Source organism: Nocardia sp. JMUB6875 (genome assembly GCF_041154655.1).
In the GTDB taxonomy this organism is placed as follows: Bacteria; Actinomycetota; Actinomycetes; order Mycobacteriales; family Mycobacteriaceae; genus Nocardia.
This window is the reverse complement of the sequence record NZ_BAAFGR010000201.1, coordinates 1-12,157: the sequence shown is the minus strand read 5'-3', so window position 1 is coordinate 12,157 and position 12,157 is coordinate 1. Positions and strand designations below refer to the sequence as shown.

Sequence of the window (12,157 nt, the reverse complement as noted above, 5' to 3'; positions counted from 1 at the left end):
GGAGGACCGCCATGCTCGGCACCGTCGAGGAGATCCGGCGCGACGCGGACGATATCGATCCGCGCCGCCTGGGCCTGGTGGTCCTGGTCGCGGCCCTGATGGCCGCCGGGGTGGGAGCGGGCATGTGGCTCACCGGTTCCGGTGATCGCCCGATCGCGGATACCTCGATCGTCAATGTGGTGCGCCCGCGCCACGACAGCCCGGCGCCCGGTCGGCGGCCGCCCGAGATCGCGCCGGTCGTCCAGGCTCCGGCCGCGCCGAATCCCGCTCCGGCCGAGGCGAATCCGGCCCCGCCCGCGCCGCCGATCGTGCCCGCGGCGCCGCATCCGGTGGAGATCCCGGTCGTGATCGGCCCGGACACCTCGGGTCCTGTCGACGCGCCGCCGGATGTGCCCGCACCGCCGGACGATTCGGCTCCGGTCCCGAACTAGACGCCGGAAATACCCGCGAGCTGGCCGATTCCGTAGGTGACGGCCATGGCCAGCGCACCGCCGATGACGACCCGCAGCACCGCGCGGCGCGGATTGCTGCCGCCCAGACGGGAACTCACCGATCCGGTGATGGCCAGTGCCACCAGCACGGCGGCGAAACAGACCGGGATGCGCCACTGCACCGGCGGCAGCAGGATGGCCAGGATCGGCAGGATCGCGCCCAGGGTGAAGGAGATCGCCGAGGACAGCGCGGCCTGCCAGGGGTTGGTGAGATCGTGTGGGTCCAAACCCAATTCGGCCTCGGCGTGCGCGGCGAAGGCGTCGTGTGCGGTGAGCTCCTCGGCCACCTGGCGGGCGGTCTCGGGCGTGAGGCCCTTGGCCTCGTAGATCTGGGTGAGCTCGGCAAGCTCGTAGTCCGGCTCCTCGGCCAGCTCCTGCCGCTCCTTGGACAGCAGCGCGCGCTCGGTGTCGCGCTGGGTGCTGACCGAGACGTATTCGCCGACGGCCATCGAGATGGCGCCCGCGGCCAGGCCCGCGATGCCCGCGGTGAGGATGGCGCTGGTGTCGGTGGAGGCGGCGGCGACGCCGACCACCAGACCCGCGGTCGAGACGATGCCGTCGTTCGCGCCGAGCACGCCCGCGCGCAGCCAGTTCAGCTTGGACGCGAGGCTGGCGTCGTGTGGCTCGTGCGGGTGCGCCGCGCCGGTCGGGTCGGCTCCGGAGGTGTCGTCCACGTGGGCAGCCTAATTCACCGGCGGGCGGTCATGCGGTAACGCGATCGGGCGAGGGATGGCTCCCATTTGCGGGGTGTGCGGACGGTTTGCTGCAACGATGGTGATCATGGTGCGTTTCTGCAGTCGGTACTGGGCGGTCATCCTCCCGCTGGTGGCAGCCGTGGTGCTGGCGGCCTCGTGGGGCCGGGAGCTGAACCCGGTGGTGGCGGTCGTGGTCGGGGTCTGGCTGATCGGCGCGACGCTCTCGGCGGTCTATCACGCGGAGACGGTGGCGCATCGGGTCGGCGAGCCGTTCGGATCGCTCATCCTCGCGGTCGCGGTGACCATCATCGAGGTCGGACTGATCGTGACGCTCATGGTGTCCAGCGGTGAGAAGGCCGCCTCGCTGGCGCGCGATACCGTCTTCGCCGCCGTAATGATCACGTGCAACGGCATTTTCGGCCTGTCACTGCTGGTGGGTGCGCTGCGGCGCCGGGTGGCGGTCTTCAACGCCGAGGGCACCGGCGCGGCGCTGGCCACGGTCGCGACGCTGGCCACGCTCAGTCTCGTGCTGCCGACCTTCACCACCAGCGAGCCCGGCCCGGTCTTCTCGGCCTCGCAGTTGATCTTCGCGGCGGTGGCCTCGCTGGTGCTCTACGGCGTCTTCGTGATGGTGCAGACGGTCCGCCATCCCGATGACTTCCTGCCCGTCGAGGGCGTGGCGGTCACCGCGGACGACGAGCACGAGGACCCGCCCACCAAGCGGCAGGCGCTGCTCAGTCTGGGTTTGCTGCTGGTTGCCTTGATCGGTGTGGTCGGCCTGGCGAAGGTGGTCTCGCCCAATATCGAATCCGGTATCGCCGCGGCCGGACTGCCGCAGTCCGCGGTCGGTGTGGTCATCGCGCTGCTGGTGCTGCTGCCCGAGACCATCGCGGCCGTGCGCGCCGCGCGCCGCGAGCGCATGCAGATCTCGCTGAATCTCGCGCTGGGTTCGGCCATGGCCAGCATCGGCCTGACCATTCCGGCCATCGCGTTGGCCTCGATCTGGATCGAGGGCCCGCTCATGCTCGGCCTGGGCGCGACCCAGATGGTGCTGCTGGCGCTGACGGTGGTCGTCGGCGCGCTGACCGTGGTGCCGGGACGCGCGACCCTGCTCCAGGGCTGTGTGCACCTGGTGTTGTTCTCCGCCTTCGTTTTTCTGGCGGTCAGCCCGTAGTCAGGAGTCCCAGCGGTAGACCTGGCCGTCGCGCATTTCGACCGACGTCGCGGGTTTGGTCGCGTGGTGCCGGGACAGCAGGGCCATCACCTGAACCCGCCCGCGCGTGGTGACGCCGTCCTCGGTCCAATGCACATAGGGGTGCACGAGTTTCGCGAATTCCGCCCAGTCGCCGGCCTCTATCGAGTGCAGGACCGCCGACACTGTGTTGTCCACAGCGACAGTGAACACGCCGCATCCGGGTTACGCGTGGGTTCGATGGGAAATCAGGGGTTGCTGCCAAATCACTCAATTCTCGTTCGGGTATGGCTGAGGGTCTCGAAACGGTCTCTGCGAGGGTTCGCGCAAGGGGTGCTGGAGATCACATGGGCACCCGACCGGCTCTGATAACAGGTTCTAGAACCGCAGGTCGCGCGCATGCCCGTCCCGTTGACCGGGCGTGACAGATCGCGTACTCGTCGGTAGCTTGATGGTCTCGATCACATCACAAAGCGATTTGTTGTAACTCGCTGTAACCATTAGCTTTGATGGCAGGCAGTGTTGCCGATCACGGAGAAGAATTTTGAAGCTCGCCACCTCACGCCGGTTCCGGCGTCCTGATGAAGTAGTCCCGCGATGACCCGGGCCGTCCAGAGTCGGTCCGCCGTGCGCATCGTCCGCGACAACTTCTCCGGCACCACGGTGGCGTCGCTGCGCACCTTCGGGCGCGCGGTCGGCATTGCCGAGGAGGCGGTGGTCGGCACCTTCACCGATATCGCGCGCCGCCAATTCCAGTGGAAAGAGGCCATTCTCCAGGCCTGGCGGCTCATCACCGTCACCGCGATTCCGGCGGTGCTCATCGCGATCCCGTTCGGCGTCATCGTTTCCGTGCAGGTCGGCAACCTGATCCACACCCTCGGCGCGGATTCGCTGCTGGGCGCGACCGGCGGTCTGGGCGTCATCAAACAGGGCGCGCCGCTGGCCACCGGCTTCCTGCTGGGCGGCGCGGGGGCCGCGGCGCTGGCGGCGGATCTGGGCGCGCGCACCATCCGCGAGGAGATCGACGCGCTGAACACCATGGGCATCAGCCCGATTCACCGCCTGGTGATCCCGCGGCTGGTCGCCATGGTCTTCGTCGCGCCGCTGCTGAACGTGCTCATCATCTTCGTGGGCGTGCTCGCGGGTTACGGCGTCGCCATCGGCGGGCAGGGCGTGACGCCCGGCTCGTACTGGTCCACCTTCGGCTCCTTCACCACCACCGCCGATGTGTGGGTGTCGCTGCTGAAGGCCGTGATCTTCGGCTTCCTCGTGGTGATCATCGCCTGCCAGCGCGGGCTCGAGGCCAAGGGCGGACCGCGCGGTGTGGCCGACGCGGTGAACGCGGCGGTGGTGCTGTCGGTGGTGTCCATCGTGACCGTGAACCTGGTCGCCACCCAGATCACCGATATGTTCCTGCCGACGAGGCTGGCCTGATGTCGGCTACCTACGTGCCCAAGGGGCTGGGCTGGGCCGCGCGCGCCTATCGCCGCCGGGGACTGATCCTGCGCCGGGTGGAGAACCTGGGCTTCGTGCTGGCCTTCGTCTGGCAGGTGCTCTCGTCGATCCCGTTGACGCTCAAGCGCTATCGCAGCGAGACCATGCGCGCCATCTCCGATATGACCTGGGGCCGCGGCTCGGTCATCGTGGGCGGCGGCACCGTGCCGATGATGATCGTGCTCGGCCTGGTCATGGGCGCGTCGGTGGCGGTGGAGTCGTTCACGACGCTGGACATGCTGGGCATGGGGCCGGTGTCGGGTCTGGTGTCGGCCTACGCCACCACCCGTGAGCTGGCCCCCATCGCCGCGGCCATCGGTTTCGCGGCGCAGGCGGGCTGCCGCATGACCGCCGAGATCGGGTCCATGCGCATCTCCGAGGAGATCGACGCCATCGAATCCCTGGGCCTGCGTTCGGTTCCCTTCGTGGTGACCACCCGCGTGCTGGCGGGCGCGGTCGCCATCATTCCGACCTTCCTGATCGCGCTGATCCTGTCCTACGCGGCCTGCCGCGGGCTGATCACGCTGGTGCACGGGGCCTCGGCGGGCGTGTACGACCACTATTTCTTCCAGTTCGTGTCCGGATTCGACGTGATCGCGGCCGTGGTGAAGGTGGCCATCTTCGCGGTGGTCGTCATCCTGATCCACTGCTACTACGGCTTTTTCGCCACCGGCGGTCCCGAGGGCGTGGGTATCGCCTCGGGCAAGGCCGTGCGCGCGTCGTCGGTGGCGATCATCGCCATGGACATGGTGCTGTCGCTGTCCCTCTGGGGCTTCAACTCGGCGATTACGTTCACGGGGTAGGGGATGCCGAATTACGGAATGCCGGGTGTGGCCGTCGATCGCAAGCGCGCGTTGACGGTCGGCGCGATCGCGCTGGCACTGGTGATCGCCGTCGCGGCGGGCTGGTCGCTGTACCGGTCGCAGCAGGCCGAACCGGGGCTGCCGATCTCGCTGCGCACCGAGGAGATCGGTGACGGCGTGCTGGTCGGCACCGAGGTGCGGGCCAATGGCATGGTGGTCGGCAAGGTCACCGATATCGCGCCGGACCAGCATGGGACGCAGCAGATCTCGCTGCGCCTGGACGACACCAAGCTGTTCGGGCTGGACGACAGCCTGCAGGTGGATTACGCGCCCGCCAACCTCTTCGGCATCAGCGAGATCGAATTGCGCCGGGGCACGGGCGGTTCGCCGCTGCGCTCGGGCACGGTGCTGGACTTCACCGGGCCCAGAGCGTCGGATGTTTACGACGCCACCATGGGCTCGATTCTGCGCAGCGCCTCGCAGGTTGGCGGTTCGGTGCTGACGCCGCAGATGGCCTCGGTCATCGCGCAGGCCGCCGCCGACACCGCCGCGTTCACCCCGCTGGTGCAGGCGCTGATCGTGGCGCAGCGGACCATCGCCGACAACCAGACCATGCCGATGTCGCAGCTGTTCGGCGCGCTCGGCCCGGCCTTCGACGGCGGCGGCAAGTTCGCGGGCGCGACCGTGCAGGTGATCGACCTGCTGCGCAGCATCCAGCGGCTGCAGGCCGACCGCGGCTCCTACGACCAGGGCGTCTCGCTGGTGACCGGTCAGCTGCTGCCTGCCTTGTCGAAGGCGTTCTCGCAGGCCGGAGTTCAGCTGTCGGGTACGACCGACACGCTCGCGCCGGTGCTGACCACGCTGGCGCGGATGGTGCCGCAGCCGCAGCTGAGTTCGGAGCAGTTGCGCGAACTGCTGCAGCGACTGCGCGCCGCCATGCCGGACAACGGGCAGGGCCCGGTGCTCAATCTCGAGGTCGACTTGAGGAACGTTCCCGCGATCGCGGTGCCGCTGCTCGGGGGTGTGCGATGAGCGTCAAGGCGGCCGCATGGCGGTTGGGGTTGTTCGCGGGTGTGATCGTCGTGGTGCTCATGCTGGTGCTCACCGCGATCCAGCGCCCGGTGTCGGGCAAGACGGAGACCCACGACGCGATCTTCACCGACGCCAATGGCCTCAAGGTCGGCGACGACGTGCGCATGTACGGCGTGCAGGTCGGCAAGGTGAAGGGCATCGAGCTGGAGGGCTCGAAGGCGCGAGTCCGGTTGTCGGTCAAGACCGATGCGCCCGTCTACGACAATTCCAAGCTGGCCATCCGCTATCAGAACCTGACCGGGCAGCGCTACATCGATCTGCAGCAGCAGCCGCAGCCGGGCAAGCGGATTCCGGCGGGCGCGCGCATCGATGACGACCACACCGTGCCGTCGTTCGACGTGACCCAGCTGTTCAACGGCCTGAAGCCGGTGCTGCAGACGATCTCTCCCGAGGCGGTCAACCAGTTCAGCGCCAGCATGGTGGCCTTGATCGAGGGTGACGGCGGCGGTGTCGGCCCGGCCATGGACGCCATCGGGAAACTCGCGTCGTACGTGGACAACCGGCAGCAGGTGATCGGGACGCTGATCCGCAATATGTCGGACCTGTCGGATCGGCTGGGCGGTCGCGTGCACTATCTGGTGCCGCTCATCAAGCAGCTCAGCGACATCTTCGAGGCGCTGAACCAGAACATCGGCGGCCTGGTGCAGTTCGCCGCGACCGCGCCCTCGGTGCTGGGGCCCATCGACAATCTGTTGCGCGCCTTGGGCATCAACAGCGGCTCGGACGTGGACGCGTTGATTCGCAAGGTCTTCCCCGACGCCGAGCAGGCCCTCGACGTGCTCGGCCGGCTGCCCGCGGTGCTGGCCGCCGCCGATACCGCGCTGCCGTCCGGCCCGGAGGGCTGGAAACCGACGTGCAGCAAGGGATCCGCGGAGGTGCCGTCGGTGCTGCGGGTGTTGATCCAGGGACAGCAGGTGGCGATATGCAAGGGCTGAGACTGCCGCAGGCTTTGAAGAACTTCAGCCTGAAGCGCGAGGACCGGGTCGTCGACGACGCGACCAAGCAGAAGCGGCACCTGCGCATGGGCATCATCGGCGCGGTCGCCGTGGTGCTCGGTCTGCTGGCCGCCGGTGCGCTGTATGTGATTCCGCTCGGCAAGCACACCTACACCGCGGAGCTGTCCGAGGCGCAGTCGGTGAAGGCGGGCGACGACGTCCGCGTGGCCGGTATCTCGGTCGGCGAGGTGAAGTCCCTCGAGTTGAAGCCGGATAAGGTCGTCATGCGCTTCACCGTGAAATCCGATGTGTTCCTTGGCGATCAGACCTCCCTGGACATCCGGATGCTGACCATTGTCGGCGGCCACTATGTGGCGGTGTTCCCGGCCGGGAGCAAGCCGCTGGGGTCGGCGGCCATTCCGGCGGATCGGGTGCGCCTGCCCTACAGCCTGGTCGAGACGTTCCAGGACGCGGCCGCGCCGATGTCCAAGATCGACGGCTCGACGCTGAACAAGAACCTTGCCGCCCTTGGCGATTCGATCGATGGCGCGCCGGATACCTTGCGCACCACACTGCAGACGATCGGCACCTACGTGGACGCGCTGGACAAGCAGCGCGGCCAGGTCTCGAACGCCATTGCGGTGGCCGACGAGTACGTGCGCATGTACGACGGCGCGAAGTCCGATCTGGGCCGGTTGATGGACAACGCCAATCTGCTGGTGACCGTGCTCGAGGCCAAGCACACCGAGATGGCCGAGGCCATCCGGCTGCTCAGCGATGTGGTCGGGCGGCTGGCCGGTGCCGCGCCCGCGTGGGACGACTCGCTCAAGCCGAAGCTGAACGACGCCATCACCCGGCTCGAGCAGCTGGGGCAGAAGTTCGAGCCGATCCTCAGCGGGGCGCAGGGACTGCAGCAGAAGCTGTCGGACCTGGTGATTCCGGACGGCGGCGTGCGGATCGACCAGTCCGGGCAGACCGTGACGCTGCCGCAGGTCTGCATTCCGTTGCCCGGGAAGGACTGCTGATGTTCAAGCGCATGCTCGGATCCCAGGCGTTCATGTCCGTCGCCGGTGCGGTGCTGATCGCGGTACTTGCCGTGGTCGGCTACTTCATCTGGTTCGACCCGATCAAGAAGACCGTCTCCTATTGCGCCGTCATGCCCGACTCGGTGGGCCTGTACGCGGGCAACAAGGTGACCATGCGTGGAATCCCGGTCGGCACGGTCGATTCCATCGATCCGGACGGCACCAAGGTCAAGGTGAAATTCACCGTCGACGCCAAGTACCCCGTGTACGCGGACGCCGCCGCGACCACGGTCTCGGATTCCATTGTGGCCGACCGCAATCTGGCGGTGCTCAATGGCGGCAAGAACCTGGCGCACTGGGATTCGTCGCAGTGCATCACCAAGACCCTGACGCCCAAGAGCATCACCGAGACCCTGACCGCGCTGGCCGACCTGTCCTCGCAGCTGCAGCAGGCCTCGGCCCCGGATGCGTTGCAGCACGGCCTGTCCGCGCTGGACGCGGGCACCCAGGGCGCGGGTCAGCAGATCAACGAGATCGTCAAGAAGCTGGGTTCGGCGCTGTCGCAACCGGATGCCGATATCGGGCATCTGGCGGGCATCTTCGACGCCTTCGCCTCGGTCGGCCAGAAGGTGCAGGACCACTGGGGCGACCTGCGGTCCATGCTGCTGCGGCTGGCCCCGGCGCTGACCAACGCCAGCACCGAATTGATCGGCCCCGGTGCGGAACTCATCGACCGGCTCGGTCAGGCGCTGCCCATGCTCAACGACCTGGTGACCATTGCCGGTGACCCGATCATGCGCGCCCTGGACGACACGCTGCCGCTGGTGCGGCTGCTGCGCAACAATGTCGGCTCGCTCTCGGAGGTCGTGCGCAAGCTGCCGGTGCTCACCAATGCCGCCCAGAACGTCATGAGCACGGGCATCACCTACGGATCCCCGCGCGCGGCGCTGCCCGCCGCGCAGTCCGAGCAGCTGTGCGCGGCGGCGAATGCGGTCAAGCCGGGAACATGCGCCGATGCCGCCAACGGGCTGGTCGATGTGCCGCTGATCCCCCTGGTCCTCGGAATGGCAGGTGCGCGATGAGAATCGGACGCTGGGAGCTCACGGTCGAAACCGGTGAACTCCGCATGCCGAAGGGCATTGCCAAACGTGCCGGGACGGCCGTTCTGACGGCGGGCCTGCTGGCCGGGGTCGGCGGCTGCGCCTTCGATCCGTCCTCGGTGCCGGTGCCCGGGACCACCATCTCGGGTCCGACCTATCGGATCCACATCGAGTTCGGCAATGTGCTGAACCTGCCCGCCAAGGCGAAGGTCATCGCCAATGGCGCACAGGTCGGCTCGGTCGCCGGTGTGCGCGTGGTGGATTCGGCCCACGCGGGCGGGCGCGGCGGCTACGTGGTGGTGGACGCCGACATCTCGACCAAGGCCCAGCTGCCGACCACGACCGTGGCCGAGCTGCGGCAGAACACCGTGCTCGGTGACATCCACCTGGCGTTGACCACGCCGCCCAACGGCTTCGGCTCGCTGCTGCGTGACGGCGGCACCATCACCCAGGACCACACGAAACCGCCTGTGCAGCTGGAGGACACGATGGCCGCGCTGGCCGCCTTCACCCAGGGCGGTGCGATCAACCAGTTGCAGGACATCATCACCCGGTTCAACAACGTGCTGCCCGCGGATCCGAACGAGACCAAGCGCATCGCCCAGAATGCCGCCGGAAACGCGACGGACCTGGCCGCACACCTGGACGAGGTCGACAAGCTGCTCAACGGCCTGGGCACCAATGCCCAAGTGCTGCAGGACAATGTGGATCACCTGGACCACCAGCTCACCCAGGAGTCGGTGGACACCATGACCGGGGTCGCCACCTCGATCGCGGGCGTGGCCCAGATCTTCACGGTGCTCGGTGGGCTGGGCCAGTCGCTGGCCTGGCTCGCGCCGCTCACCTCCGCGCTGGATCCGGTGACGAGAGCCTTTGCGCCGCTGGCACTGTCGAGCAGGCCGCTGGACCTGTCGGTGCCGTCGAACCTGTCGCTGCTCACCTCGCTGTTGCGGGACAAGCTGATTCCGTTCGTCGAGCAGGGGCCGAAGGTGAATGTCACCGGCGTCAAGGTGGATTCGGCGTCCAAGGACGATCAGATCACCGGCATCCTGTCCGCGCTGCGCATGATCGGAGCCGTGCGATGAAATGGGGTTCGCTGGCGTCGCTGGGCGGCATCGCCGCCGTCACCGTGGTGGGCGCGAGCTATCTGACCTTCGGTGTGGTGCGGGTGGATCCGTTCGCGGAGTACACCAACGCCTCCATGGTGCTGACGAATTCCGGTGGCCTGAGCGTGGGTTCGCCGGTGCTGCTCACCGGCATGCCGGTCGGCAAGATCACCTCGATGGATTCCACCGCGCGCGGCGTCGAGGTCGGCTTCCGCATCGACTCCGACCGCAAGGTGCCCGCCGACAGCGACATCACCATCGAGCAGCTGTCCGCGCTGGGCGAGCCCTACGTCGAGTTCCGGCCCCGCACCGGCGGCGCGCCCTACCTGAAGGACGGGCAGCGCCTGGACACCGCCGCGGTGAAGTCGCCGCTGTCGATTCCGGAGGTGTCGCGGCTGGTCAACAAGGTCATGAACCAGCTCGACCCGAAGGTGGCGGCCTCGCTGGCCAGCACCCTGGGTACGGCCTTCCACGGCACGGATGCGTCGATGCCGAACCTGACCCGCGCCGGTGATCTGCTGGCCCAGGCCATCATGAGCCGCGAACCCAAGATCGCTCAGCTACTCAACAGCTTCCAGGCGGCGGCCTCGAATATCGACGGCATGGGTGAGGCGACGGCGGCTGCCGCACCGGCGTTCGTGCAGTTCGAGCAGTCGCTCGAGGCGCTGGTCAATGCGGTCGGTAGACTGGTGGACCGTGCACCCGGCCCACAGGTTTATGTGGAAGGCAACGGGCTGGCACCCTTCCTGGCCAGGCTGACCGATTGGTTGCGACAGGCCGGACCCGAATTGAAGACCCTCTCGCCCGGATTGCAGCCGCTCGTCGACGCGGTGCGCACCACCGGGCCGCAGATCGACATCAGCAGCGTGATCTCGCAGGCGCTCGCGTCCACCACGGACGACGCGGTGCGGGTTCAGGTCGCCGTGAAATGACGCAGTACCGCAAGGAGTAAGGAGACCCGATGTCGCAGGACACCGATCAGAAGCGAGCGGTTGAGCCGGAGACCTCGACTGTCTCCGAGTCGACCGTGAAGCCGGAACAGCCCGCCGCGAAGACCGTATCGCTCAAGCTGTCCACGCTGCTCACTGCTGCAGCAGGCGCGCTGCTGGTGGCCGCGCTGGTCACCGTCACGGTGCTGTGGCAGTCGGCCCGTTCCGATCTGAAGGACCGCGACGCGCAGCTGGCGAACGACAAGCACGCCGAGCAGGTCGCCACCGACTACGCCATGGGCACCGCGACCGTCGACTACTCCGACTTCAACGCCTGGCTGGCCCGCCTCAAGAACAACACCACCCCGAAGCTGGCCGGCACCTTCGACGCCGCCCGCAACAACCTGCAGGCCCTGGTGGTCCCCATGAAGTGGAACTCCAGCCCGACCTTCCTGAGCTCGCAGGTCGTCAACCGCGACAATGGCGTCTACAAGGTGAACGTCTTCCTCAACGTGAACACGACCACCACCCAGACCCCCGACGGCGGCCTGGCCACCGTGTACTACACCGTCACCGTCGATCCCAAGAGCGACTGGAAGGTCGCGGACGTGGGCGGCAGTGACCTCCGCTTGCCCAAGCAGTAGGCACCGAGATCCCGGCCCCGCCAGAGCATTTCGCTCCGGCGGGGCCTTTCGCATGTCCCGGACGCGGCGGAGGGTGCAGACTGAAGGGCGGATTTCAGGCATATCACCCACCCGGCAGTGACTGAGGAGTCGGACATGGAACTGGGTCTGCACTACTGGAACTATTCGACGCCCGCCGAACCCGAGCGGATCGCGTCCACCCTGGCGCACACCGCCCGCATCGCCGAACAGGCCGGGTTCACACAGTTCACGGTCATGGACCACTACTTCCAGATGGAGCATCGCGGCACCCCCGACGAGCCCATGCTGGAGGGCTACACCACCCTCGGCTATGTGGCCGCGCTGACCGAGCGGATGCGGCTGGGGCTGCTGGTGACCGGCGTGATGTACCGGCATCCGGGCCTGCTGGCCAAGATCGTCACCACGCTGGACGTGCTCTCCGGCGGCCGGGCCGAACTCGGCATCGGCGCGTCCTGGTACGAGCGCGAGCAGCGCGGGCTCGGGGTGCCGGTGGTCCCGGTGGCCGAGCGCTTCGAGCGGCTCGAGGAGACGCTGCAGATCTGCCTGCAGATGTGGGGACCCGACAACGGGCCGTACAAGGGCGAGCACTACCAGCTGGCCGAGACCCTGTGCGTGCCAGCGCCTTTGACC

Annotated in this window: 13 protein-coding genes and 1 pseudogene; 12 read left to right on the top strand and 2 right to left on the bottom strand. The window is 67.8% G+C overall.

Annotation, left to right across the window (positions count from 1 at the left end):
• A pseudogene (locus tag ACAM49_RS34365) lies at positions 1-431 on the top strand (hypothetical protein); the annotation flags it as partial.
• Here the strand turns inward: ACAM49_RS34365 and ACAM49_RS34360 are convergent.
• Positions 428-1,165, bottom strand: a complete 738-nt coding sequence (locus ACAM49_RS34360) for a VIT family protein (RefSeq protein WP_369639713.1) — start codon at positions 1,163-1,165, stop codon at positions 428-430. The pseudogene ACAM49_RS34365 and the gene ACAM49_RS34360 sit on opposite strands and share 4 nt — an antisense overlap.
• Positions 1,166-1,271: 106 nt before the next feature.
• On the opposite strand from ACAM49_RS34360, the gene ACAM49_RS34355 reads away from it, so the two are divergent.
• Entirely contained in the window at positions 1,272-2,360 is a 1,089-nt protein-coding gene (locus tag ACAM49_RS34355; protein WP_369639712.1) for a calcium:proton antiporter, read from the top strand.
• Here ACAM49_RS34355 and ACAM49_RS34350 read toward each other — a convergent pair whose 3' ends face one another.
• Positions 2,361-2,576, bottom strand: coding sequence for a nuclear transport factor 2 family protein (locus ACAM49_RS34350; RefSeq protein WP_369639711.1), 216 nt, complete (start codon positions 2,574-2,576; stop codon positions 2,361-2,363).
• 399 nt (positions 2,577-2,975) lie between these two features.
• Here ACAM49_RS34350 and ACAM49_RS34345 point away from each other — a divergent pair, with 399 nt between their 5' ends.
• The 10 genes from ACAM49_RS34345 to ACAM49_RS34300 form a co-directional block, all read left to right on the top strand.
• Positions 2,976-3,812 (top strand): ABC transporter permease, encoded by an 837-nt coding sequence (locus ACAM49_RS34345; RefSeq protein ID WP_369639710.1) that lies wholly within the window; start codon positions 2,976-2,978, stop codon positions 3,810-3,812.
• Positions 3,809-4,675: an ABC transporter permease gene (locus ACAM49_RS34340; RefSeq protein ID WP_245568506.1), complete on the top strand. Its 867-nt coding sequence runs from the start codon at positions 3,809-3,811 to the stop codon at positions 4,673-4,675. Before ACAM49_RS34345 ends, ACAM49_RS34340 begins: the two co-directional genes overlap by 4 nt.
• A gap of 3 nt (positions 4,676-4,678) precedes the next feature.
• A complete protein-coding gene (locus ACAM49_RS34335) occupies positions 4,679-5,707 on the top strand; it encodes an MlaD family protein (RefSeq protein ID WP_369639709.1) in 1,029 nt (342 codons plus the stop codon).
• Positions 5,704-6,702, top strand: a complete 999-nt coding sequence (locus ACAM49_RS34330) for an MlaD family protein (RefSeq protein WP_369639708.1) — start codon at positions 5,704-5,706, stop codon at positions 6,700-6,702. The genes ACAM49_RS34335 and ACAM49_RS34330 overlap by 4 nt, the downstream gene beginning before the upstream one ends.
• Positions 6,690-7,727: an MlaD family protein gene (locus tag ACAM49_RS34325; RefSeq protein ID WP_369639707.1), complete on the top strand. Its 1,038-nt coding sequence runs from the start codon at positions 6,690-6,692 to the stop codon at positions 7,725-7,727. Before ACAM49_RS34330 ends, ACAM49_RS34325 begins: the two co-directional genes overlap by 13 nt.
• Entirely contained in the window at positions 7,727-8,809 is a 1,083-nt protein-coding gene (locus ACAM49_RS34320; protein WP_369639706.1) for an MlaD family protein, read from the top strand. Before ACAM49_RS34325 ends, ACAM49_RS34320 begins: the two co-directional genes overlap by 1 nt.
• Positions 8,806-9,912 (top strand): MlaD family protein, encoded by a 1,107-nt coding sequence (locus ACAM49_RS34315; RefSeq protein WP_369639705.1) that lies wholly within the window; start codon positions 8,806-8,808, stop codon positions 9,910-9,912. Before ACAM49_RS34320 ends, ACAM49_RS34315 begins: the two co-directional genes overlap by 4 nt.
• On the top strand, positions 9,909-10,865 hold the full coding sequence (locus ACAM49_RS34310; protein ID WP_369639704.1) for an MlaD family protein: 957 nt from the start codon (positions 9,909-9,911) through the stop codon (positions 10,863-10,865). The genes ACAM49_RS34315 and ACAM49_RS34310 overlap by 4 nt, the downstream gene beginning before the upstream one ends.
• A gap of 29 nt (positions 10,866-10,894) precedes the next feature.
• Positions 10,895-11,506, top strand: coding sequence for a hypothetical protein (locus ACAM49_RS34305; RefSeq protein ID WP_369639703.1), 612 nt, complete (start codon positions 10,895-10,897; stop codon positions 11,504-11,506).
• A 135-nt stretch (positions 11,507-11,641) separates the two neighbouring features.
• A partial coding sequence (locus ACAM49_RS34300) for an LLM class flavin-dependent oxidoreductase (protein ID WP_369639702.1) occupies positions 11,642-12,157 on the top strand: 516 nt, incomplete at its 3' end.